This window comes from Frankia sp. R43 (genome assembly GCF_001306465.1).
GTDB classification, from domain to species: domain Bacteria; phylum Actinomycetota; class Actinomycetes; order Frankiales; family Frankiaceae; genus Parafrankia; species Parafrankia irregularis.
Map to the genome: position 1 here is coordinate 269076 of NZ_LFCW01000004.1, position 24556 is coordinate 293631.

The following is a 24556-nucleotide window of genomic DNA, read 5'->3' on the forward strand; positions in this document are numbered from 1 at the left end:
GATGATCACCGAGCCGGTGGCGGTCACGAGCGCACTGGTCGAGGTCGCCGGTGACGCCGGGCGGTGATGCGGCGGCTCCGGGCGCGTCCGCGTCCGCGTGGCTCTACGAGTCGGTGGGGCGGCTGTCCGACACGGTGGTCGCCGCGTTCGGCGGCCTGCCGTGGTACACCCGGCTGTCCGCGCACAGCCGGTCCTGGGTCCGGCTCATCGCGCACCAGGAGATCGCCACGATGGCGCAGAGCCTGGTGGCGGCACGGGCGCCCTCGCTGCAGAACATCTTCTCCGGAGTGCCCGCGGAGGTGGCCCGGCAGATCTCGTTCGACCAGACCGTCGAGCTGCTCCAGGTCACCGTCGACGTCGTCCTGCGCGTGGCGAACGCGGAGGCGGACGAGGCCCTGGACCCCGCCACATCCGCGGTGCTGCGCGCCGAGCTGGAGCGGTACGGCCGCGAGGTCGCGTTCCAGGCGGCGACCGTCTACGCGAAGGCGGCCGAGCACCGGGGCCGCGCGGTGGCGGGTCGACGCGCGCTGCTGCTCGAGGCGCTCGTCGACGGGCGTGAGGACCAGATCGCGGCACGGGCCGCCGACGTGGTTCCGCTCGGGCTCCCGGTACGCATCCTCGGGATGAACCCGCCCGAGGGCGGGGCCGACCCGCTGCTCGACGAGATCGCCCGGACTGCCGGCCGTCTCGGGCTGGTCTCCTGCGCCGCGGCCCGCGGGAAGGCCGTGGTCGTGATCGCCGTCCAGGGGCCCTCCTCCGCGACGGCCGCGACCGGCGGCGGGCCCACGGTGTTCGCCGCGGACCCGGCGGCTGCCGCGGTCGCTGCCGGCACCGGCACCGGAGGCGGAAGCCGCGGTGGTGCGGGCACAACAATGGAGGGTGGCGCTCCGGTCGACCTGGTCGCCGGGCTACGCGGGCTGGTCGACGGCCTCGCCGGCCCGGGGATCGTCATCAGCGAGCCGGTCGCGTCGGTGGCCCGGGCGGGCCCCGCGACGGCGGCGGTGCTGTCCGGACTGCGGGCGCTCGCCGCCTGGCCGGGGAACCCGGCGGTGGTCAGCACCGAGGATCTGCTCGTCGAGCGGGTGCTGTGCGGGGACACCCAGGCCGCCCGGCAGCTGGTGGCGACCTGCGTGGACCCGCTCGTCAGCGCCGGCCACGGGCTGGTGGAGACGGTGGACGCGATGCTGCGCTGCGACGGCTCCCCCGAGGCCGCCGCCCGCAGCCTGCCGGTGCACGTCAACACCCTGCGCTACCGCATCACGAAGATCGTCACCCTGACCGGGCGAGATCCACGCCGGTACCGGGACGCCAGCGCGCTGCGGATCGCCTTCGCCCTCGCCCGCACCGGCACGACCCCGTCGGTGCTTCTCCCGTAGCCCGACTCCTCCAGGAGGACGCCGTGCGGACGGCAGCCGTGCAGACCTCGACCAGACCGCCCCGGCGCCCAGCCACCGCCCGAGCGCTGGCCGTGACGGCCGCGGGCGCTGTCATGGCTGCCTTCCTGGCCGTGCCCGCGCACGCCGCGTCCTCACCTGCGTCCTCACCCGCGTCCTCGACCTCGTCCTCCACCGAGCCGGCCGGTCAGACCGGTCAGACCGGTCCGGCCTGTGCCACGTGGACGTCCCGGGTGGTGGCCAGCGGACTCGGGACCGCCGAGAACCTTGTCCCGGATGGTCAGGGCGGTCTGCTGGTGAGCACCAACGACAGCACCGGCAAACTGCTACGGCTCAGCCCCGACGGCGCTGTGACCCCGCTCGCCACCGACCTGCCCTACGCCGGCGGGCTGGCCCGCGACGGGCAGTGGGTCTACGTCGCCACCGGCGCCAGTGCGCTGTCCGGCCTGCTCGGGACCGCCGACGGGACGATCGTCCGGCTCCGCGTGGACGGCGGCGACCGCACCACTGTCGCGACCGGGCTGGTCGCACCGAACGGGCTGGCGCGCCTGCCCGACGGAGCCCTCGTGGCGACCCGGACCATCGACCTCGGGCTCGGCATCTCCTCGGCCGTCACCCACGTGAGCCCGCAGGGGGTGGTCACCCCGCGTTGGTCAGCCCTGGACGGAACCAACGGCATCGCGCTGGACCCCAGCGGCGAATGGCTGTATGTGAACCGTTCCCTCGCCGGGGAGACCTGGCGTGTCGATGTCGCGAACCCCGCCCACGCCGTCAGGGTCGCCGCACATCCGCTGCTGGCCTTCCCCGATGATCTGACCGTCGCCGCGGATGGGCTGATCACCACCCGGTATCTCGCCGGCGAGGTGGTCCGTATCGATCCGGCCACGGGGATGACGTGTGTCCTCGCGCGTGGGCTCGCGCAGGCCTCGTCCGTCCGGGCCGGGGACGGCCGCGGGTGCCGCGCCGACCGGCTGTACGTCACCAGCCATGCCGGCAACGTCTACGAGCTGGCACCGCCTGCCGGGTGAGCGCTCGGCGGCCCGGCCCGGCCGCCGGGGACGACGAGTCGACCGGAGCCGGGCCGTGCGGTCGGTCAGGCCGTGCGGTCGGGCCGGGCCAGGCGGTCGGTCGAGCAGGACGGAGCCGCGCCTGGCCGTCAGTCGGTGAGGCGCGTGCCGCACCACCGCTCGGTGCCGTCGGCGGCACGTCGGCTCTCGAAGGCGGTGCCTTTCTCGTTCACCGTGGCAAAGCGGTAGCACAGGGAAAGACTGGTCCGGTTGGTGCTGAAGTCCACTCCCCCGGGAATGAGCCCGGCGGCATCGTAGTCGGTGAGCCCGCGCAGGGTTTTCTGGAACGATGCCCGGGTCGGGCAGGGGCCGGCGAGCTCCAGGCCACGAAGCAGCATGTCGGCGGTGATGTACGAGTTCAGCACGAGGTTCTGGTCCGGGTCGGACACCTGGGGCGCGAAACGGCCCATCGCGTCTCGATAGGTCTTCAGCGCGGGATCCTTCGACTCCCACGGGATCTGGACGAAGTAGGCGGAAACCCCGGCGAACCGCTGGCCGTCGGCGAGCACACTCCGGTCGTAGGCGAGCGGGGAAAGCACCATCTTGAAACCGACCCCCGCCTCCTGGGCGGCGACCAGGAGCTCCCGCAGGCCGGCGAGCTCCATGGAGACGATCAGGCCGTCGGCACCGCTTTCCCGGATGGCCTTCACCGTCCGCGCCGCCGAGGTCGTACCCAGGCGATACGGGATGCGGGAGACCACGTCGACACCCTGCGACCGCATGCTCGCGACCATCTGGTCCCCGAGAACCTGCGCGGAGTCCGAGACCGGGTCCTCCACCACGGCAGCCCGCGTCACGCCCTGCGCCCGGGCGAAGACACCGAACGTGGTGACCGAGTCCTCGGAGGCGTAGATGTAGGTCGCCGCGAACATGTTCTCGTAGTTGCTCCAGGCCTGCTCGGCCGCGACGCCGAGCACCGGGATTTCGTTGGCCGCCAGCAGGTCCGCCGACCCCGACGCCGCCGTCGTGAACTCCGCGAGCACGAAGATGTTCTCCCGCTCGATCAGCCGCTGCGCCACGGCCAGGTTTGCCTCCTTCTGCGCGGCGTCGTCGGCCGGCACCGCCTCGATGCGGCGCCCGTGCACGCCACCCGCCTCGTTCGCCAGCGCGATCCTGGCCTCGAAACCGCTACGCGCCAGACTGAACGGGAGGGCGAGCGGGCCGGTGTCCGGGTAGACCAGACCGACGCGCACCGTGCTGCCGGAGAAACCCGGCGTCGTGCACGCCGGTACCGGCGGCGACGCGTCGCTCCTGGCCCTGCCACAGGCCGCCAGCACGAGCAGAAGCACCAGTCCCAGCGCCGCGCCGGAGGTTCCCGCGAGCCGCCGCGGCCGCCGTGCGCGCCTGCCCGGGCGACATCGGGCCGGCCGCGCCGAGGCCTCACGGCCAGGTTGTGCAGCACCGCGCCGGGAACCGGCGGATATCCGTAATTGCACTGAACGCTGTCACCCCCAGAAGTGAGCCTTTTCCATCGCCGACTCGTGCACGGCTGCCCCGACCATGCACCGTGAGATGGAGAAGCCTCATTGAGGCGAGCATAGCGATTGTGATGTGAGAAGTCTCCCACGAAATCATCGTACGTGGCGCCGTGCCCGCCCGGTCGTAACCGGGCCGGCGAATTGCGCGCGAGGAATTATAACCGCGGCTCCGGCGAGGCGGTGCGCTCCCCCGCGCCGTCGATGCCGAGGAGCTCGTCGTAAAGTAAGCAGGCTGACAACCGCTCCGGCGGCGACCAGTGCGGCCGACACCTCCAACCCGCGGGCGTAGCCGGCGACGAATGCCTCCGGGAAGGCCGCGCCATCAGCCATCAGTGCGCGTTGCCGAGAAAGCAGAATCGCACCGGTCAACGCTACCCCCAGCACGCCCGACACCTCACGGGCGGAACTGAGCACAGCTGAGGCCATGCCCTCGGTCGAGGCCGGGAGAACCTCCAGGATCCGGGACGTCATCGGCGTCGTCAGGGCCGATCCCGCCCCGATGACGACCAGGCCCGGCAGGAGCTCGACGAAGGTGGCGTCCACCGGAATCCAGGCGATGATCAGCAGCCCGCCCGCCACCATCAGCAGCCCGCCGGCCACCGTCCAGTGCGCACCGCACCGGCGCGCCAGCAGTCCGGCGGGGGGAACCATCACGATCAGGGCCAGCGCGAGCGGGACAAAGGCCAGGCCCGCCCGGGTGGGGCTGTAACCCAGCACGAGCTGCAGAAACAGGGCGGTGAAGAAGAAGACCCCGTTCACCCCAAGCCCCCACAGGACCTGGGCCACGATTCCGCCGCTGAACGCCCGCAGCCGGAACAGGTTCAGGGCCACCATGGGCTCCCTGGCGCGTCCCTCGATCACCAGGAACAGGCTGCCGGCCACCGCCGCGACAGCGAAGGACAGCAGGATGCGGGCCGACCCGAATCCCAGCGTGTTGCCTTCGACCAGCGCATACGTGAGGGCCAGCAGCGCGAGCCCGGACAGCACGACACCGGGCAGATCGAGCCGAGGCCGTCGGCCGGCGTGCTCGGGTCCCCACGGCTGACCGCGGCTCGCCCGCGCGGCCAGGAGCATGGCGAGGGCGCACACCGGCAGGTTCAGGTAGAAGATCCAGCTCCAGTGGGCGTATTGGGTGATCGTCCCACCGACGGCGGGGCCGAGGGCGAGCGCGACCGCGATGGCGGCGGTGAGGACACCGGCGCCGAGATGGCGATCCCGCTCGTCCAGGTCGGCCGCGAGGATCGCCAGCGCCGCCGGCAGCGCCAGTGCTCCCCCCGCACCCTGCGCCAGCCGCGCGAGGATCAGCGCGAGGGAGGTGTCCGCGGCGCCGGCGACACCGGAGAACACCGCGAAGACCGCCAGCCCCAGCAGGAGGACCCGCCAGCGGCCGAACAGGTCGGTGAGACGTCCGCCCAGCAGCAGCAGGCTGGAGAAGGCGAGGATGTAGCTCGTCGCCACCCATTCCAGCCCGGCCGCGGACAGCGCGAAGTCGCGCTGCATGGAGGGCAGCGCGACGTTCACGACCGTGTTGTCCAGCGCGGTGATGAACGCCGCGAGCCCGATCGGCGCGATCGCCCTGCGTCCGGGCAGGACGCCGTCCACGGCCCGCTGCCGTCGCCGCCGCCCCGCCCTCCGGCCCGGCCGGCCCGGCCGGCCCGGCCGCCGAGTCTCCGGGCCACCCACCGGGCGGCCCGCAGGCGCAGCCGCGCGGTCGGCTGTGCCCTCGTCCGTCCGGATGGACGTCATTTCGATGCTTGTCACCGGTACCGAACCAACCGTCGCCCGCTGGTGCGGCGCTAGGCCGCGGGCAGGCCGAGGCCTGCGGCCAGCGTCGGCCAGGACCGGGCGAGCTGACGGTCCCAGTACCGCCAGCTGTGCGTGCCGTTGCCGTAGAAGTCCGTCACCACCGGCAGCTGTCCCGCGTTCGCCGACCGGATGAACGACTGGCCGTTGCTGTTGGTGGCCATCTCGAAGGGGTCCGAGCTGGCGCCGGCGGCATCCAACGGGCCCGGGGTTCCGTTGCCTGACGAGACGTAGAGGTTGATCCCGCGCAGCTTCGCGATCACATCGGCGGGGTTTCGCTTCGCCCAGACCCCCAGGAACAGCACCGGGTCCCCCCACATGGCCCAGGAGATCTGCCCCTCCCGCACCAGCAGGCCCTGGATCAGCCCCGAGGAGAGGAAACCGATGGTGTCAACGACACCGCTGTAGGACGCGGCGGCGCCGTACGCCCCCGGATGCAGCGCCGAGAGCGCGAACGCGGCGTAGCCGCCGATCGAGGCGCCGGCGATGGCGGCCCGGCCGGAGGCGTGGTAGCCACGCTGGAGGATCTGCGGGAGCTCGGTGGCCAGGAAGGTGTCGTAGCCCCAGCCCTTGCGCAGCACGCCGATGTTGAGCCAGTTCGTCCCGAAGCCGGCGGAGCCGTCGCTGGGCATGACCACCAGCGCCTGCTTGTCGGCGGCGAAGGAGCGGACGTTCGTGTACACCGACCAGGACTGGTAGTCGGCCTTCTCGCAGCACCCGTGGATGAGGTACAGCGACGGCCAGGTCTGCGCCGTGCTGCTCGCCCAGCCCGCGGGCAGGATCACCCGCACCGGGGCGGCCCCGTTCAGCGCCGGCGAGACGATCATGAGGTCGACGGTGCGGTCGTCCACCCGGGACTCGTAGGCGACGTACGCGCCGTCGTCCGCCATGGCCGCCACCGAACCGATGACCGGGACGGTTCCCGCGTTCGGCACGCCCAGGGTGGCGGTCGCGGGCACCGGGCCGACAACCGGGTTGTTGCCGCCGTTCACGCTGCGGTTGACCTGGGTCAGCGGCGCCACGGCCGTTCCCGGCACGCGTGCGGCCAGGGTCGCCGCGCTGACGCGGGTGGTGGACGTGGAGAGCGCGACCGCTTCCGTCCCCGGCCCGGCCGGCCCCGTCGACCCGGCTTCGGTCAGCCCGGGCGCCAGGCCGACCGCGGCCAGCGCCAGCGCACCGGCGAGCAGCCGGGCCGGCAGGCCACGACGGGCCCCGCCCGACGGGCGCCTCAGCACGCCACGCCTGGGCGCACCGGCTCCGCCCCGGTGGCGTCGCTGCGATCCGGGGCCGTCCGAGGACGTCCTCAGCGACGTTAATCGCCGCCGGCGGCGGTCGTGGGGCGGGTCCGTCGGGCGGCTGCCGTCGCTGTGCTCTGTCGGGCCGGTCCCGGTCGTCTCGGGACCCGCCCCCGGTGTCGTGTCCATCTCGTTGCTCTCCAAGATCCCGTTACAGGGGCATGTTGTTGTGTCTGCCGAGGTGCTGGACGGGGCGTTTGCCCCGCAGGGACAGCAGCCCCGTGCGGATCCGTGCCCGGGTCTCACGGGGCTGGATGACGGCGTCGATGAACCCGCGCTCGGCAGCCGCGTAAGGTGACAGCGCGGTGCGTTCGTAGTCGGCGGTCAGCCGCGCACGCAGCTGCTCCGCCTCCGGTCCGGTCCCGGCGGCCCGCAGCTCCCTGCGGTGCAGGACCTCCACCGCACCGGTGGCGCCCATCACCGCGATCTCGGCGGTAGGCCAGGCCAGGTTGATGTCCGCGCCGATGTGCTTGGAGCCCATCACCGCGTAGCCGCCGCCGTAGGCCTTGCGCAGCACGACGGTGACCATCGGTACGGTCGCCTCACCGTAGGCGAACAGGAGCTTGGCGCCGCGGCGGATGATGCCGCGCCGCTCCTGGTCGAGCCCGGGCAGGTATCCGGGTACGTCGACGAACGTCAGGATCGGAATGTTGAACGCGTCACAGAAACGGACGAAACGGGCGGCCTTCTCGGAGGCGTCGATGTCGAGGACACCCGCGCTCACCGCCGACTGGTTCGCGACCACCCCGACCGACTCTCCGTCGACCCGGCCGAGCCCGCACACGATGTTCCCGGCGAACAGCTCCTGGAACTCCAGCAGGTCACCGTCGTCCAGCACGGCGTCGAGGACCTTGCGGACGTCCAGGAGGCCACCGGCGGAGTCGGGGACCAGCCGGTCGAGGGCACGGTCCGCGGCGGTCAGGTCGTCCCGGCTCGAGCCGCCGGAACGGCCGGGGCGGGGGTAGGAGGGCGGCGTGCTCAGCGCGTTGTCCGGCAGGAAGCCCAGCAGGCACTGCACCCAGTCGAGGGCGTCGGCCTCGTCGGTCGCCACGTAGTGCGCCGTCCCGGCGGCGGCGTTGTGGCGCGCCCCGCCGAGCTCCTCGAGGGTGACGTCCTCCCCGGTCACCGAACGCACGACGTCCGGCCCCGTGACGAACATGTGGGACGTCTCGTCCACCATCACCGTCACGTCGGTGAGGGCGGGTGAGTACGCCGCCCCGCCCGCGCACGAGCCCATGATCATCGAGATCTGCGGGATGACCCCGGAGGCCTGGATGTTGAGCCGGCCGTACTCCGCGTACCGCGCCAGCGCCGTGACACCCTCCTGGATGCGCGCCCCGCCGGAGTCGTTGATGCCGATGATCGGGCAGCCGACCCGCATCGCCAGCTCCATCACCTTGATGATCTTCCCGCCGAACGCCTCGCCCAGGCTGCCGCCGAAGACACTGACGTCCTGGGAGAACACGCACACCGGCCGGCCACCGATCTGGCCGTGGCCGCAGATCAGCCCGTCGCCGTACGGGCGGGCGGCCTCCGCGCCGCCACCGCCACCGCTGCCGTCAGCCCGGCTGCGGACGAGGGTGTCGAGCTCGGTGAAGGTGCCCGGATCGCACAGGGCCTCGATGCGCTCCCGTGCGCTCATCCGGCCCTCGGCCCGCCGCCGGGCGAGGGTGCGGGGCGACCCGCCGGCGGCGGCGAGCGCCAGCCGGCGGTCGAGCTCCTTGCCGCTCACGGCCGTCGCCCGGGTCACCGGGTGCCCCGCTGCACCGGCACGGACGCCGAACCGGACGCCCCGCCAGGCCCTCGTGGATCATCCTCCGCCCCGTCCGGCGCCGGAGCCGGAGCCGGAGCCGGAGTTGCGGTTGCGGTTGGGGCGAGCAGTCGCGACAGGTGCCGGGCGATCACGTCGACGTTCGGGCGGTCGATCAGTGAGGTGTGGTCACCGGGAACCGTGACGATCTCCAGGTTCGGCACCGTCGCCGCCCAGCCCAGGTCGGCGTCGTCACGCAGGTAGCGGGGGTCGAGCGCGACCGTCACCTGGTGGGGCGAGGCCGCTCGGTAGAGCACCGTGCGTCCGTCGTAGCGGCGCGGCTGGTAGTTCTCGGCGATCCGCGCATCGAGGTACGAGGTCCGCTGGTGGTGCAGCACACCGGGGGTCATGGCGATGTCGGAGGCGGCGAGGATCTCGAAGATCCGTTCGACCTGCTCGGCGTCGTCGGCACCGGCCAGCTCGTCGTAGGGCAGGTCGAGGTCCACGCCGTAGACCTCGCGCAGGTAGTCGACGAACCGCCCGAAGCGGGTCAGGAGCTGATCCGTGGCGGACAGCCCGGCCGGCGCCGGCAACGGCAGAATCGTGTCGATCATCAGGACGACCTCGACCTCGCCGCCCGCCGCGACGATCTGGTGCGCGACCTCCTGCGCGAGCAGGCCACCGAAGGACCACCCACCCAGCCGATACGGCCCCGCGGGAGCGATCTTTCGGATCATGGAATGGTAGGCGGCGGCCTTGCGCTCCACCTGCCCGATGTCGTCGAGCCGCTCCAGGCCGAACACCGGCACCCGCGGATCCAGCAGCCGCACGAGCGGCTCGTACACGGCGGTCGGACCGCCCGCCGGATGGAACAGGAACAGCGGCGGCTGCGAACCGGCACCGCGCAGCACGCGCACGCCCGCCCCCGCGTTGCCCATCAGACGGTCCCGGATCACCTCGGCGAGCGCTTCGATCGTGCGCGCACCCGCAAGCTCCGCGCGCTCCCGCGCGTCGGCATGGGTGGCCCCGTCGCCGAGACGTTCGGCGACCAGCCCGAGGAAACGTTCGGTCTCGACCGGGCCGAGAACCGTGGCCAGATCGTCGGTCACCCCGATCGGCTCCGTCGTGACCGTCGCCGCGAGCAGCGCCACCAGCCACCGCTCCGCCGGCTCCCGGGCAGCCATCGGCATTCCCCGGCCCTCGCCCTCCCCGGTGACCGCGGCGGTCCGCGCCGGCACGGCCCCCACCGCCGGTACGGTCCCCGCCGAACCGGGCCGCGCCTGCGTGGATCCTGTCGGCGACGTCCCATCGGGCGCGGAGTCCGACGCGAGGCCGAGGGCCTCCACCAGGTGCGCCTGGAGCTCACCGAGGCTGGCGCCGCGCAGCAGCAGACGGACCGGAAGCGGCAGGCCGAAGTCGTGCTCGACGGCGTTGCGTGCCCGCATCGCCATCAGCGAGTCGAACCCGAGCTCCGTCAGCGGGACGTCGGCATCCACCTGCCGCGGTTCCAGACCCATGATCCCCGCGACGCGGCCGCGCAGCCGCTCCGCGATCACGGCTCGGGCCCGCGCCGGCGGCAGGTCCGCCAGCGCTGTGACGCCGGGCCAGGAGTCGTCCTGCGCACCCGGATCGGCGCCGAGCACGTCGGCGAAGAAGGCGAGATCAGCGAGGCCGGGCAGCAACGCCAGTGCACGGGCCGGCGAGAGCCGCACCACCCCGGTGTGGGCCCGGCCGGTGGCGACCACCGTCTCCAGGGCCTCCATCGCCGTCGTCGGCACCAGCGGTTCGAGCAGCGCGTTCGTGACCCCGGCGGCGCCCCCGACCTGGGCCCAGGCACCCCAGCCGATGCTCGTCGCCGGCAGGCCGCTCCGGCGGCGCAGTGCGACCAGCGCGTCGAGCCAGGCGTTCGCCGTCGCGTACGAGGCCTGCCCGGGCGAGCCGAGCAGCGCCGCCGCCGAGGAGTAGACCAGCCACCAGTCCAGTTCCGTACCGGTCTGCGCGGCCAGCCGCGCGGTGGCCACGTGCAGGTTCCAGCCGCCGACGACCTTCGGACGCCAGACGGCGGCCAGCGCGGCCGGATCCAGGTCCAGGACCGACTGGTCCGCCAGGGCTCCCGCCGCGTGCGCGACGCCCCGCAGCATCAGATCACCGGCCGTGGCCTCGGTCAGCAGCCGCGCCGCGGTCTCCGGCAGCGCGATGTCACCGGTGACGATGACGATGTCGCACCCACCGCCGGTGATCTCCCCGGACGTGCCGGAGGTGCCGGACGCGGCGGCGTCGGCGGGTTCGGCGAGTTCGTCGGATGCGGTGGCGGGCTGCGGAACGGGCCTGGTGGCGTTCGCGACCCGGGCCAGCCCGAGGCCCGGGATCATCCGCCATCCGGGCGGTGCCGCGTCGGCCTGATCCTGTTCCCGGGGCAGAGTCCGCCCGTTCAGAACGACCCTGGAGGCCCCGCCGTCCACCAGCCGACGGGCCAGCAGCAGGCCCAGCCCGCCGAGCCCACCCGTGACGATGTAGGAACCCGACCGCACCAGCGGCACCGCGGCCGCCTCCACCGGCGCAGCCGGGGAAGCGGAGCCGTCTGGCTCCTCGGCGACGCGGGTCAGCCGGGCGGCGAACCGGTGCCCGTCACGCCAGGCCACCTCGTCGTCGGCCGCGTCGGAGGTGATCTCCGCCGCGACCGGCGCGAGCGCCGCGGCCTCGTCGTCCTCCCCGGTGCCGGCGAGCTCCCCGGTGCCGGCGGCGAGATCGAGGTCGAGCAGCGTCGTCCGCAGGAACGGATGCTCCAGCGCCAGGACACGGACCAGGCCACGCAGTGCCGCCTGGGAGGGCACGGGCAGGTCCCCGTCGGCGACCGCGGCCGCCCCACGGGTGACGATCCACAGCCGGGGCGGATGCTGGGTGCCGTGGCGGACCAGCGTCCTCGCCAACGCGGCCACGGCCGCGGTCAGGTCGGCGCCGGCCATCGGGTCCGTTCCGGCGGGAAGGCCCACCGGCGCGGGTTCCGGGCGCCCCCCGAGTGAGGCCTCGTCATCGCCGGAGGCCGGCGCGACGACCAGCACGACCCCCCGCACCTGCCCGGAGCCGACCAGGGTGGCGATGCGTCCCTCATCGGTCGTGCTGAGCGCGACAACCCCGCCTGGTGAGCCGCTGCGCCGGTCGAGGAGCGCGGCCACCGCGTCCCGGTCCACGGAGTCGTCGGTGCCTGGCCTGGGCGCGGAGAGAACCAGCAGACGCGGCTGGGAAGCGGTCGCCGACGGCCGGTCCGGCCGGTCCGGCTGAGCGGACGGGACGGACTGACCCGGCTGCGCGGGCTTGCCCTGCACCGGCAGCGGCGGAAGCGGAGCCTGCGTCCAGCGTGCCTCGTAGAGCAGCGCGGACACCGGGACCGGAACGGCGCTCGCCTCCACCGGGCGCAGGACCACGTCCCGGGCGACGAGCAACGGCGTTCCATCGTCCGCCGACAGCCGTACCTGGCCGATCAGGCCGTCCTCGTCGTCGCCGCCCGCGGCGGCCGGGGTGAGCAGCGCCGTGGCGTGCCCGCTCGTGATCGGCCGGCCCTGCGGCCCGCCTGAGCGCGGGTCGAGCAGGGTCAGCTCGCCGATACGCACCGGCAGGTGCAGCGGCACGCCACCGGCGGTGGCCTCGGGCCACAGGCCGACGGCGGCGACGCCCAGGGTCTGCAGGCAGAGGTCGCCCAGCGCCGGGTGGATCCGGTAGTGCGCATGAGGCTGCGCGGGCGCCGGCAGGCTCACCCGCGCCGACGCCGACGCCGACACCGGTGCTCCGGCCGACGGGCCCACCGGGGCCGGCGGGGCCGTGCCTTCTCCTGGGGAGGTCGCCGGGCCGGACGTCACGCGTGCGTCTGTGACGCCGACGAACGCGGGGCCGTACCGGTGGCCGGCCGCCTGCAGCGCCCCGTAGAGGTCGACGGACCTGCCGGTGCCCGCCTCGTCGACGTCCTCGCAGCGGCCGGCGCCGCCAGCGCTGCCGGCTAGGCCCGTGCTGGCGGTGTGCTCCGCGACCTGGTCCGGGGCACGTTCCGCTGGTTCCACCCGGATCCGGGCGGTGGCGTGCCGCACCCAGCGACCGCCGCCCGCCGTCCGCCGGGAGAAGATCTCGATCGTTCCCGAGGCGGCGCCGGGGCCGTCCTCCACCACGGACGTGGTGACGTCGGTGTGCGGGCCCAGGGGCAGCAGTTCGAGCAGTTCGAGGTCGGTGACGACCGGCCGGCCGCGCCCGAGCACCGCCGCGGCCGACAGGGCCATCTCCGCGAAGGCCGCACCCGGCAGCACGGCCACCCCGTGGACCGTGTGGTCCGCGAGCCACGGCAGCGCCTCCGTCCCGATGTCGGCCCGCCACACGTGCCGGCCCGACTCGGGGATCTCGATGTGCGCCCCCAGCAACGGGTGTCCCGGCGCGGTCCGGGAGGGCACCGGGACCGGTGCGGCCCAGTGCCGACGGTGCCGCCACGGCGCGGCCGGGACATCCACCAGCCTCGGCGCCACCGTCCCAGCCGACACCGTCCCAGCCGACACCGTCCCAGCCGACACCGAGCCAGTCGGCGCGGCATCTGTTGCCGGGCTGAGCAGGGCAGTCAGCGCGTCGCCGTCGCCGCCGAGCGCGAGCGCGGCCAGGTTCACCCGGAACTCGACCGTGTCGTCACGGTCACGCCGCAGGCTCGAGGCGACATGGACACCGTCGCGGGCCGTCTCGCGCAGGGCGCGCCCGGCGATCGGGTGCGGGGAGACCTCCAGGAAGCGAACCGCCCCGTCCTCGAGGGCCGCCTGCACCGCGTGGACCGCCCGGACCGGGCGCCGGGCGTTGGCCGCCCAGTAGTCGGCATCGCCCGGCGGCACCTCGCGCGGATCGTCCAGCACCGACCCGTACCAGGGGACGGCGGTCGGCGTGCCGCGGACCCACGCGAGCCGTGACCGCAGCTCGTCGAGGATGGGATCCACGGCCGGCGAGTGCCCGGCACCGCTCACCTTCATCGGCAGCGCCGTCCGCCCCCGCGCCTCGACCGCCGCGACCAGCCGGGTCACCTGGTCGGCGTCGCCGGCGACCGTGCACTGGCGCGGCGAGGAGTGCATCGCGATGTGGACGCCGGGCAGGTCGGCCGCCAGCTGCCCGAACTCGGCCTCGGTGAGCTCGACGACCGCCATGGCGCCGGCGCCGGCCGCCGCCACCGAGCCCAGCAGCCGGGCCCGGGTCGCGATGACCTCCAGGCCGCTTTCGACGTCCAGTGCGCCGGCGACGACCGAGGCCGCGACCTCGCCCATGGAGAAGCCGATGACCGCGGCCGGCCGCAGACCCGCCGAACGCCACAGCTGGGCGAGCGCCAGCTGCACCCCGAACAGGATGATCTGCCCGGACTCGACGCCGTCGACCGCGTCGCCGCGTTCGAGCAGGCCGCGCAGGGACAGGCCGGTCCGCGCCACGAACGGCTTGTCGAGGTCCTCGACGGCCGCGGCGAAGGCCGGTTCGTCGGTCAGCAGTCGCCGGCCCATGCCCGCCCACTGCGAGCCGTAGCCGCTGAAGACCCAGACCGACCCCGTGGACAGGTCCGGCCGCGCGGGCAGATCTGGTCTGGTGGGCAGAGCCGGTTGAGTGGGCAGAGCCGGTTGAGTGGGCAGAGCCGGTTGAGTGGGCAGAGCCGGCCCGGTGGGGTGGTGGCCGCGGGCCGGCCGCGTGAGCCTGGTCGTGCCGGGGGCGTCGGATTCGGCGGCGACCGCCCGCAGCCGGGCGGCCAGTTCGTCGCCGTCCCGGCCGGCGACGGCCGCGCGGGCGGGAGCCGCCACGTCGAAGCGCCGTGCCAGCGTGAACGCGACGTCGTCCAGGTCGCTGGCCTGTCCATCCGCCGTGGTGAGCCAGTCGGCCAGGGCCGCCGCGGTGCCGGCGAGCCGGTCGGCGGACGCCGCTGACAGCGCCAACGTCCACGGGCCGCGGCGGGCTCCGCCGCCCGCGCGCCGCTCGGCACCCCGCTCGAGACGGAGATCAGAACGGAGATCGGAACGGAGATCGGCGCCGCTGTCGGATCCGCCGCGGGTGCCGCCGTCACGGTCGCCGTGCTCTTCGAGGATCACGTGCGCGTTCGTGCCGCTGAAGCCGAACGCGGACACACCGGCGCGGGCCCGGCCGCCGTAACGCGGCCAGGGCACCGGCTCGGTCACCACCCGCAGCGCGGACGCCTCGAACGGAATGCGCGGGTTCGGCGCCGCGAAGTGGACGGAGGGCGGGATCACCCCACGGTCGAGCGCCAGCGCGACCTTGATGACCCCGGCGATGCCCGCGGTGGCCTCGAGATGCCCGAGATTCGTCTTGACCGAACCGAGCAGCAGCGGCTCGCGCGGGTCACGGCCCGCACCCGCGCCGAGGACGGCCCGCAGCGCCGTCGCCTCGATCGGGTCGCCCAGCGGCGTGCCGGTCCCGTGCGCCTCGACATAGTCGACCGAGGTCGGCACGATGCCGGTCGGCCCGTAGGCCGCCCGCAGCAGCGCCTCCTGTGCGGCCGGGTTCGGCGCGGTCAGACCGTTCGAACGGCCGTCGGCGTTGACCGCGCTGCCACGCACCACCGCCAGCACCCGGTCACCGTCACGCTCGGCGTCACCCAGCCGCTTGAGCACGACGACTCCGCAGCCCTCGCCGCGCACGATCCCGTCGGCCGCCGCCGCGAAGGCCTTGCACCGCCCGTCGGCGGACAGCGCGCCGCCCGCGCCGAACGCGACGCTCACCGCCGGGGACAGCAGCAGGCTCACCCCTGCGACGAGCGCGAGCGACGACTCGCCGGAGAGCAGGCTGGTGCGAGCCGCGTGCAGGGCCACCAGGGAGGACGAGCAGGCGGTGTCGATCGTCAGGCTCGGTCCCCACAGGTCCAGCAGGTAGGACAGCCGGCCCGCGATGATCGACGTCGCCGCGCCGGTCGAGGTCCAGCCCTCGACCCGCTGGGGGTCGGCGAAGGTCAGATGGGCGTACTCCGAGCTGGAGACACCGACGAAGACCCCGGTGGTGCTGCCCCGCAGCGAGGACGGCGGCAGCCCGGCATGCTGCAGTGCCTCCCAGGAGATCTCCAGCAGCAGGCGTTGCCGCGGGTCCATCAGCGCCGCCTCCGCGGGACTGATACCGAAGAACTCGGCGTCGAAGCCCGCCACGTCGCCGATGAACCCGCCGCGGCGCACCGCCTGGCTGACGTCCGCGTCGGCGTCAGCGCCGGCGACGGCGTCAGCGCCGGTCTGCACGGCGGCGCCTGCGGCAAGGCCTGGAGTGCCGAGCACGCCGCTGTCGGCCTCGTCCCAGCGCCCCGGCGGCACCGTCGAGACGGCGTCGGTGCCCTGGGCCAGCAGCTCCCACAGCTCGCCCGGCCGCGTCACCCCGTCGGGATGCCGCGGACCGCCCGGGAACCGGAACCCGACCCCGATGATGGCCAGCGCGTCACCCTCGACCGGATCATCGGGATCCGCGGCACCCGCGGAATCGCGGGAGCCGAGGTCGGCGCCGGCCGTGTCCGGGTGCGCCCGGTCCGGGTCCACCAGGTCGGAGTCCGCGTTCACCGGGTCGGAGTCAGCCGCGGTGCCGGCTCCCGAGGCGGGGGCGGCCAGCCGTCGTGCCAGCGCGGCGAGCGTCGGATGCTGCCAGAGCAGCGTCGGCTCGAGCGCGGTGTCGAGCAGATCCTCCAGGTCGCTGGTCATCGCGACCGCGTCCCGTGACGACAGCCCGAGGTCCACCAGCGGCTGGTCGATGTCGATCTCGGCCGGATCGAGCCCGAGGCTCGCGGCGACCTGGTCGGAAAGCCAGCGAAGCAGGTCGGCTTCACTCAGGGAGGTGGCGGGGCTCGTGCCGACCCCGGGCGCGTCGGTCACCGGGACGCACCGGTGACGGCGAACGCGCCGGCCAGGTAGCGCTCCCGGCAGGCGTGCCGGGCTATCTTGCCGCTGCTCGTGAGCGGGATCGTGCCCGGGCGGGTCAGCACGACCTCGCGTACCGCCACCCCGTGGCTCACCGCGACCGCGCCGCGGATCACCCCGGCCATTCTGGTCACCTCGGCCGGCTGGCCGGCGGCCTCCGCGGTGATCTCCGCGGCCACCACGACGGCCTCGCCGTGGTCGGTGCTGACGGTGAACGCGGCCGAGCGGTTGGGCCGCACCGCCTCGTGGGCGGCTTCCACCGTCGCCTCGATGTCCTGCGGGTAGTGGTTGCGCCCGTCGATGACGATCAGGTCCTTCAACCGACCGGTGACGTACAGGGCACCCTCGTGGACCATCCCGAGATCGCCGGTGCGTAACCAGCCGTCGTCCTGCCAGCCATCGGGCGACCAGCCTGTCGGCAGCGCCGCCGTGCGCTCGCCGGCCGGCGCCGCGAGCCGCTGCCCGAAGGTCGCCTCGGTGCGGGCCGGCTGGTTGAAGTAGCCCCGGGCGACGTTCGGCCCGCGGACCCAGATCTCGCCGACGACATCGGGTGGGCAGAGCCGTCCCGCCTGCGGATCGACCACGGCGACCCGTTGCCCGGCCGGCACGCCGCAGGACAGCAGCGGGATGAGCCGCCGCTGCGGGGCGCCCTGCCCTGGGCCTTGTTCCGGGCTTCTTTCCGGGTCCTGCCCCGGCTCCCGGCCTGGGCCGGGCCGCGGCGCCTGCTGCTGCCGCGGCCCCTGCTGCTGGGGGATGCCCGGCTGCGCCGGCCGCTCGGACTCGTCGACCGGCAGCGCGCGCCCGGCGGCGAGCACCTCCGCGTCGAACCACACCGGTCGCTGCGGACGCCCGCTGACACCCCCGCACACGTAGACGGTCGCCTCGGCGAGGCCGTACGAGGGGCACAGCGCCTCCGGCCGCAGCCCCAGCGGGCCGAAGGTCGCCAGGAAGCGTTCGAGCGTGGCGGGCCGGACCGGCTCCGACCCGTTGCCCAGGACCCAGACGTCGTCCAGCCGCAGCCCTTCCCGCTCCTTCGGGCGGACCCGGTCGACCGCGAAGTCGAACGCGAAGTTCGGCGCCATGGCCACCGCGCCGCGGTTCTCGGCGAGATGACGCAGCCACCGGCCTGGGCGCTGCAGGAAGGCCACCGGGTCCAGCAGGACCGACCGGACACCGCCGGCCACGGTCCCGCCGACGACCAGCACGAGGCCCATGTCGTGGAACAGCGGCAGCCAGCTCACCACCGTGTTCCGGGCCGGATGGCAGCGGTAGCCGGCCATCGCCTGCGCGGTGTTCGCGACGATGTTGCCGTGGGTGACGAGCACGCCGGACGGGGTCCGTGTCGAACCGGAGGTGTACTGGATGTAGGCGACGTCGTCCAGGCCGGGCCGCGGGCCTGCCGGCGCCCAGCCGGGCGGCACCGGCAGAACCGGCGAAGCGGCCGGCTCGGCGGGCGCGGCAGCCGCGGCGGGCTCGCCGGTTCCGGCGGAGGGGGCACCTGGGCCGTCGATGACGCAGATCGCCACCGCCTGCGCGCGGGTCTCGAGATAGGCGCGAACGGACGGCAGGACGGACGTCGTCGTGGCCACGCAGTTGGGTACGCAGTCGTCGAAGACGGCGGTCAGCCGGTCGCTGTGGCCGATCAGGTCCGGCGGGAACAGCGGCACGGCGACGACCCCGGCCCGCAGCGCGCCGAGGAAGGCGATGACGTAGCCGAGCCCCTGCGGGGAGAGGATCACCATCCGGCCGCCGGCCGGCACCGCCTGGGCTATCTGCCAGGCGGCGGCGCTCACCGCGGCGTCGAGCTGCCCGAAGGTGGTGGACGTCTCCACTCCCGACCGGTCGGTGCCGTAGTCCACGAAGCTCATCGCGATGTCGTCGGGGCGAGCCGCCGCCTGCTCCGACAGATGCTCGTCCAGGGTCCGCGCGCAGATCAGCGCCCCGGCTGCGTCCAGCGTGCCTTCGTCGCCGGGCACCGTGGCTGGACCGGGCCGTCTTTCGGAGACTGCGGACGACGGCTGGGCCCGCCCCGCGGAGGATAAAGAGCTGTCAGGTTTCGACCCCATACTGTGCCCCATTTTCTCCAGCACGGAATCGTGTGGCACGCAAATTCAGTGGACCGAATTCACGCCGTTATCCACACAGTCCGGACATTCTTCGGCGATACTCCCACCCGACAACCGCAGCCGCACCTTCACGAGCAACTGCCACGGCAGGGCGTCATTCGGTGACGCGCCACCCAGAATGTCCGATTCCGCCCTTTTAATCCTCGGTGTGATCCTCCAATTTTGGCGACTGCCCTATGTGGCCGGCCTCCAGTCGAGCCAATCAAGGGCCCCGAAAAACATTCACCCAACTAATCCACAACCCGGACGGGTCTCGATAATTCGTCCGCTGGCGACACCCAACCCGCGCCACGCTTTATACAATTCCCCGGACGAAAGGTGTGCCGAGCGCCACGGGCTGGCGGGTGCGCCGCAGGACGAGCACCATCGCCAGCAGCGCCAGCAGGTACGGGGCGACGATCAGCAGCTGGCTGTTGAGCTGGACGCCGACCGCCGGCAACGCCAGCCGCAGCGCGTCCGCGAGGCCGAACAGCGCCACCCCGACGATCGTGCCGCGCAGCCGCCACGCACCGAAGATCACCGCCGCGATCACCAGGTAGCCCCGCCCCGCCGTCATGTTGTCGTTGAACGAGCCGACCGCGCCGACCGCGAGGTGCGCCCCGCCCAGGCCCGCGAACAGCCCGCACCACAGCAGCGCCTGCCGCCGGCGCAGGTTCACCGCGATGCCGGTGACGTCCGCGCCCTGCGGGTTCTCACCGACCGCGCGAAGTTCCAGGCCCCACCTGGTCCGCTCGACGAGCCACCAGGTCAGCGGGACGAGCCCGAGCAGCAGGTACACCGGCCAGCGCTGGACGAACAGCGGCTCGCCGACCAGCGGGATGTCACGCAGCACCGGGATGCTGACCTGGGCGACCTGGTGCCCGGTGAGCTCGAGGCTCTCGTTGAAGAAGCTGGTCGCGCCGAGGGCCAGCACGTTGAGGGTGAGCCCCACGATGAACGTGTTCACGACCAGCCGGTGCGACATGTTGCCGTGGATCAGCCCGAGCAGCAGGCCGGCAAGCGCGCCCACCACCAGCCCGAGCGTCGCAGAGCCGGTCGCCGACGAGGCGGCGACCGCGGTGAACGCACCCGTGATCATCATCGCCTCGATGGAGATGTTCATGGTGCCGGCCCGCTCCGCGAGGTACTCACCGCAGGCGGCGAACCCCAGCGGTGCCGCGAGCCGGATCGCGCTGGACAGGATCGTGGCGCCGTCGTCCAGGATCATCGGGCCCTCGCCATCGTCGGTTCGGAGTTCGCGGCCACGGCCGGACGACCCGCGGTGCCCGCCGCGGCCCGTCCGCGGCGGCGGTCGGCGGCGGCACGCAGCAGCGCCAGCACGGCCGGGGGCAGCACGAAGGCGAGCACGAGCAGCGCCTGGGTGACGTCGATCAGATAGGCGGGCACGCCGGTCGAGGCGAGTACCCCGCCGCCGGACCGCAGCGCACCGAACACCAGCGCGGTGGCGACCGAGGCGACCGGGCTGTTGCGGGCGACCAGTGCGACCAGCAGACCGTCCCAGCCGTAGTTGTCCGACATCGCCGGCTGGAGCCGGTAGACCTCGCCCGCGAGCACCGCGCCGCCGGCCAGGCCGGAGAACCCTCCGGAGATCGCCAGCGCGAGCCCGCCGAAGGTGGCCGCACGTACCCCGGCGTGCCGCGCGGCGAGCGGGTTGAGCCCCAGCATCCGCACCTTGAAACCCCAGCGGCTGCGGGCCAGCGCGACGCCGGTGACCACCGCGAGCACCACCGCGATGATCGCGCCCGCGCCGATACTGAGATCGGGATACTGCCCGATCGACGGCAGCCGGAAGGACGGGGCGAGCGCGTCGGACTGCGCCGCCACGATCGCGCCCGGCCGGCGGGTCTCCTGCAGCAGCGACGGGCTGCTCACGACATAGCTCACCAGCTGCTGCGCCACGAAGATCATGAGCATCGTGCTGACGACGACATCCACCCCGCGGCGGTAGTGCATCACCGCGGGCACCGCGGCCCAGGCCGCGCCGCCCAGCGCCGAGCCGAGCAGGGTCAGCGTCAGCACCAGCGCCGGCGGCCCCTGGGTGCGCAGCCCGACGAACGCACCGACCATGGCGCCGACGAGGAGCTGGCCCTCCTGGCCGATGTTGAACACGCCCGCGCGGCTGCTGATGCACGCACCCACCGCCACCAGCAGCAACGGGGTCATCTCGACCAGTGTCTGGCTGATCGCACCGGGGCTCCCGACGCTTCCGTCCAGCATCGAGGAGAACACCTCGGACGGTGCGCCGCCCGCCGTGGTGACCAGCAGCGCGGTCACGCCGAGCGCCACGGCCACCGAAGCCACCGTGCACACGGCGACGAGCAGCGGCGAGACGCCCGTGCTGGACGGTCTGAGCAGGGCCCGCGCGGACCGGTCCACCGAGCCGCGCAGCCCGTGGTCGCCGGTGCCGACGCCGACGCCGGTGCCGGTGCCGGGCGCGGACGGCGGCCGGGCCGGAGCGTGGACGCTCATCGCGCCGGCCCGGTGAGCGCGGCACCGCCGACGAGCAGGCCCAGGCTTTCGGCGTCGGCGTCCTCGGGGGCGAGCTCGCCGGCCATCCGGCCGGCGGAGATCACCGCGATCCGGTCCGACAAGGCCATCACCTCCTCCAGTTCGGTCGACACGAGCAGGACCGCGACCCCGCGGGCCGCCGCTGCCCGCAGCTCGACGTACATCGACTCGATGGCACCGACGTCCAGCCCACGGGTGGGCTGGGCCGCGACCAGCACCGACGGTCGTCCGGCCAGCTCGCGGGCGAGCACGACCCGCTGCTGGTTGCCGCCGGACAGCGTCCGCAGCGGCGCGTCCAGCGAGGGGCAGGAGATGGCGAACCGTTCGGCGAGCTCGGCGGCGTGCCGCAGCTGCCGGCGCCGGCTGACCAGCATCCGGCCGCTGACCGGCGCGAGATCGGTGAGCACCAGGTTGTCGGCGACGCTCATGTCCAGCACGCAGCCGGCGCGGTGGCGGTCCTCGGAGATCACCCCGACCCCCGCCGCGTGCAGGGCACCGGGGCGACGCAGGTCCACGGGCCGACCGCCGACCCGCACCTCGCCGGCCGCCGGGATGATCAGGCCGGACATCAGATCGCCGAGGGTGTGCTGCCCGTTGCCCTCCACCCCGTAGAGGCCGACGATCTCGCCCGGACGCAGGCTGAGCGTGAAGGCGTCCAGCAGGGCGCTCCCGGCAGGTGAACGCACCAGCAGGCCGTCCAGCTCAAGCGCGGTCGCCTCGTCGGCGGCCGGCCGGCTGGTCCGCGTCCCGGCGGGGGCCGGCGGGACGTCGCGCGCCGTGGCGGTGGCCGTGGCCGTCGCGGTCGCCGGCGTCAGGCCGATGGCGGCGGCCTCCTCGCCGAGCACCACCTCCCGGCCGACCATCTCTCGGGCCAGCGTGGCCGCGTCGGTACCGGACGTCTCCCGCCGCGCGACCACCCGGCCCCGGCGCAGCACGGTGACCCGGTCGGTGGCGGTGAGGATCTCGGTCAGCTTGTGGCTGATCAGGACGACCGCCTTCGCCGCCCCCGCATCCGCTCCCGCTCCCGCTCCCGCTCCCGGACAGGCAGCCACATCCGGCGGGCCGTCGCCGGTGACCGCACGGCGCAGCACCGCGAACAGGTCCCGCGACTCGGCCAACGACAGAACCGAGGTGGGCTCGTCGAGAATGATCACATCAGGGTCCCGGCGCAGGCATTTGATGATCTCGACGCGCTGGCGCTGCCCGGCGGACAGCGTGTCGACCCGGGCGAGCGGATCCACGGCGATGCCGTACCGCTCGCCGATCCGCACCGTCTGGGCGCAGGCCTCCTCCCGCCGCAGTCGACCGCCTCCGGCCCACCGGCGCCCGGCCCGCGGGAGCCCGGCCCGCGGGAGCCCGGCCCACCGCCCGTCGCCCGGCAGCAGATCACCGCCGTGCCGTCCGCGACCGGCGCCCTGGCGGGCGGGCAGCCCGGCGAGACCGGCCGTCGCGTCCCCGAGGATGACGTTCTCCCAGACGGTCAGGGCGCCGACCAGGCTGAAGTGCTGGTGAACCATGCCGACACCGATGCCGGCCGCGGCCCGCGGGTCCGTGACGTCGATCGGTTCGCCGTCCCGCAGGATCATGCCGGCGTCCGGCCGGATCAGCCCGCTGAGCACCTTCATCAGGGTCGACTTGCCGGCCCCGTTCTCGCCGAGCAGCCCGTGGATCTCGCCGCGGCGCACGGCCAGGTCGATGCCGTCGCAGGCGACGACCGGGCCGTACCGCTTGGTGATGCCCCGCAGCTCGATGGCCGGGGCAGGCGCCGAGACGTGGTCCGGGGCGTGGTGGGCCTGACGCGGGACGTGGTGGGCGTGGTCCGGGCCGGGAGCGGGCGCCGGGATGCGAACGGTCGCGGTCGCGGTGGGCCGGGAGGTATCGGTCATGCGCGGTCAGCTCCTCGGATGTCCTCGGTTCGGCGAAGGGTCTGCGGCCGCCGAGGGGGCTCAGCCGCCGAGCTTCGCGACCTCGTCGGCCGGGACGATGGCACCGGAACCGATGTCCGAGATGAACTTGTTGACCGCGGCGGTCTGCTCGTCCGTGCCGGCGCAGACCTTCACGGTCGGCACCGCGTCGACGCCCATCTTCCAGTGCCTGGTGACGCCCATCTTCAGCGTGCCGGCGGAGAAGTCCTTCAGCGCGGCCGCGAAGTAGTCACCGGGGCTGAAGATCGCCGAGATGGCGAACTTCGCGGTCGGGTCGGAGCAGCGGTCCGTGCCGGGGGTCAGCGTCGGCACACCCGCATCGCTCGCGATCTTCGCCGCGGCGTCGGTCGCGCCGCCCAGGTACGGGTAGAACATCTTGACGCCCTGGTTGATCTGCGCCTGCGCGGCTTCCTGCCCCTTGGCCGCGTCGTCGAACGAGCCGGTGTAGGTGGCGAGGACCTCCGCGTCCGGGATCACCTCGCGGATGCCGGCCTTGAACGCCTTGTAGGCGAGGACGGAGAAGTCCGCCTCCGGCCCGGTGACATAGCCGGCCTTGGTGTCCCCGTTCTCCTTCATCAGCAGGCCGGCGGCGTATCCGGCGGCGAGCAGGCTCTCGTTGACGTCGTCCTGCGAGGTCGAGATGTAGGGGGTGAGCTCGACCCCCTGACCGGCGGCGACGTACCAGGCCGTCTTCGCGCAGACGGCCTCCTGGGCGACGGGCAGCGCGTCCTTGAGCTCGCTGGCACCGACGGCGACCAGGTCGACACCCTGCCGGCAGACGTTGCGGGCGGCCGACACCGCGTCGGCTGGGTTGATCTTGTCCTGGGTGATGATCTGCCAGCCCTGGTCGGCCGCGAACGTCTTCGCCGAGGCCACGAAGCTCTCGTAGTAGCCGTTGTCGCTGGTGTCACCGGGGCTGAGGATGCCGATGACGACCTTGCCGTCACCGTTCACGTCCGGCTCGCCGGCCGGGACGGTGCCCGCGGCCGGGGCGGCCGACGCGCCGCCCTCGGCCGAGGTCGCGCTCGTGGAGTTGTCACCGCAGGCGGCCACGAGAGCCAGCGACAGCGCTGCCGCCGAGACGGCGGTCAGGCGTGGGAGAGCGCGGTGGAGCGAGAACCTAGCAGTCAACGTCGTACCTTCCGCGAAAGGGAGTACAGGCGAAGTTCAGGTGGCTCGCGGCCTACGACGCTGTAGAGCCGCCTCCGTGGTGGGGAGCCGCACGGAGGTGGGTACTGCCGAGCGGAGAGGGAGCCGGCCGTGACGCCTCGGCCTGTCCGCGCCACGCTTCGGCACGTCGGCACGA

12 protein-coding genes are annotated in these 24556 nt (G+C 73.7%); 2 read left to right on the forward strand and 10 right to left on the reverse strand.

Translation table 11 applies throughout. From position 1 onward, the window contains the following. The first annotated feature begins 50 nt into the window (after nucleotides 1-50). The gene (locus ACG83_RS18585; protein WP_054567489.1) at nucleotides 51-1376 is read left to right on the forward strand and encodes a CdaR family transcriptional regulator; all 1326 of its coding nucleotides are present in this window, start codon (nucleotides 51-53) and stop codon (nucleotides 1374-1376) included. A gap of 23 nt (nucleotides 1377-1399) precedes the next feature. Beyond that, the gene (locus tag ACG83_RS18590; RefSeq protein WP_054567490.1) at nucleotides 1400-2422 is read left to right on the forward strand and encodes an SMP-30/gluconolactonase/LRE family protein; all 1023 of its coding nucleotides are present in this window, start codon (nucleotides 1400-1402) and stop codon (nucleotides 2420-2422) included. A gap of 128 nt (nucleotides 2423-2550) precedes the next feature. Here the strand turns inward: ACG83_RS18590 and ACG83_RS18595 are convergent, their stop codons facing one another. The 10 genes from ACG83_RS18595 to ACG83_RS18640 all read right to left on the reverse strand — a co-directional run bounded on the left by ACG83_RS18595 (nucleotide 2551) and on the right by ACG83_RS18640 (nucleotide 24381). Continuing rightward, a complete protein-coding gene (locus ACG83_RS18595) occupies nucleotides 2551-3750 on the reverse strand; it encodes an ABC transporter substrate-binding protein (protein ID WP_054567491.1) in 1200 nt (399 codons plus the stop codon). A 282-nt stretch (nucleotides 3751-4032) separates the two neighbouring features. Further along, nucleotides 4033-5700, reverse strand: coding sequence for an MFS transporter (locus ACG83_RS18600; protein WP_235498006.1), 1668 nt, complete (start codon nucleotides 5698-5700; stop codon nucleotides 4033-4035). Between the two features lie 35 nt (nucleotides 5701-5735). Then, nucleotides 5736-6977 (reverse strand): alpha/beta hydrolase family protein, encoded by a 1242-nt coding sequence (locus tag ACG83_RS18605; protein ID WP_235498007.1) that lies wholly within the window; start codon nucleotides 6975-6977, stop codon nucleotides 5736-5738. 211 nt (nucleotides 6978-7188) lie between these two features. Further along, nucleotides 7189-8787 carry an acyl-CoA carboxylase subunit beta gene (locus ACG83_RS18610; RefSeq protein WP_054567492.1) on the reverse strand — a complete coding sequence of 533 codons (1599 nt, stop codon included), beginning with the start codon at nucleotides 8785-8787 and terminating at the stop codon, nucleotides 7189-7191. Then, entirely contained in the window at nucleotides 8784-16646 is a 7863-nt protein-coding gene (locus ACG83_RS18615) for a type I polyketide synthase (RefSeq protein ID WP_054567493.1), read from the reverse strand. Before ACG83_RS18615 ends, ACG83_RS18610 begins: the two co-directional genes overlap by 4 nt. Next, the gene (locus tag ACG83_RS18620; RefSeq protein WP_054567494.1) at nucleotides 16643-18667 is read right to left on the reverse strand and encodes a fatty acyl-AMP ligase; all 2025 of its coding nucleotides are present in this window, start codon (nucleotides 18665-18667) and stop codon (nucleotides 16643-16645) included. Before ACG83_RS18620 ends, ACG83_RS18615 begins: the two co-directional genes overlap by 4 nt. Before the next feature lie 445 nt (nucleotides 18668-19112). Continuing rightward, nucleotides 19113-20024: an ABC transporter permease gene (locus ACG83_RS18625; RefSeq protein ID WP_054567495.1), complete on the reverse strand. Its 912-nt coding sequence runs from the start codon at nucleotides 20022-20024 to the stop codon at nucleotides 19113-19115. Beyond that, complete coding sequence (locus ACG83_RS18630; RefSeq protein WP_054567496.1) at nucleotides 20021-21286, reverse strand: ABC transporter permease; 1266 nt, start codon at nucleotides 21284-21286, stop codon at nucleotides 20021-20023. Before ACG83_RS18630 ends, ACG83_RS18625 begins: the two co-directional genes overlap by 4 nt. Continuing rightward, the gene (locus ACG83_RS18635; protein WP_063793126.1) at nucleotides 21283-23211 is read right to left on the reverse strand and encodes an ABC transporter ATP-binding protein; all 1929 of its coding nucleotides are present in this window, start codon (nucleotides 23209-23211) and stop codon (nucleotides 21283-21285) included. Before ACG83_RS18635 ends, ACG83_RS18630 begins: the two co-directional genes overlap by 4 nt. A 60-nt stretch (nucleotides 23212-23271) precedes the next feature. Continuing rightward, on the reverse strand, nucleotides 23272-24381 hold the full coding sequence (locus ACG83_RS18640) for a BMP family ABC transporter substrate-binding protein (RefSeq protein WP_054567497.1): 1110 nt from the start codon (nucleotides 24379-24381) through the stop codon (nucleotides 23272-23274). Nucleotides 24382-24556 lie beyond the last annotated feature (175 nt).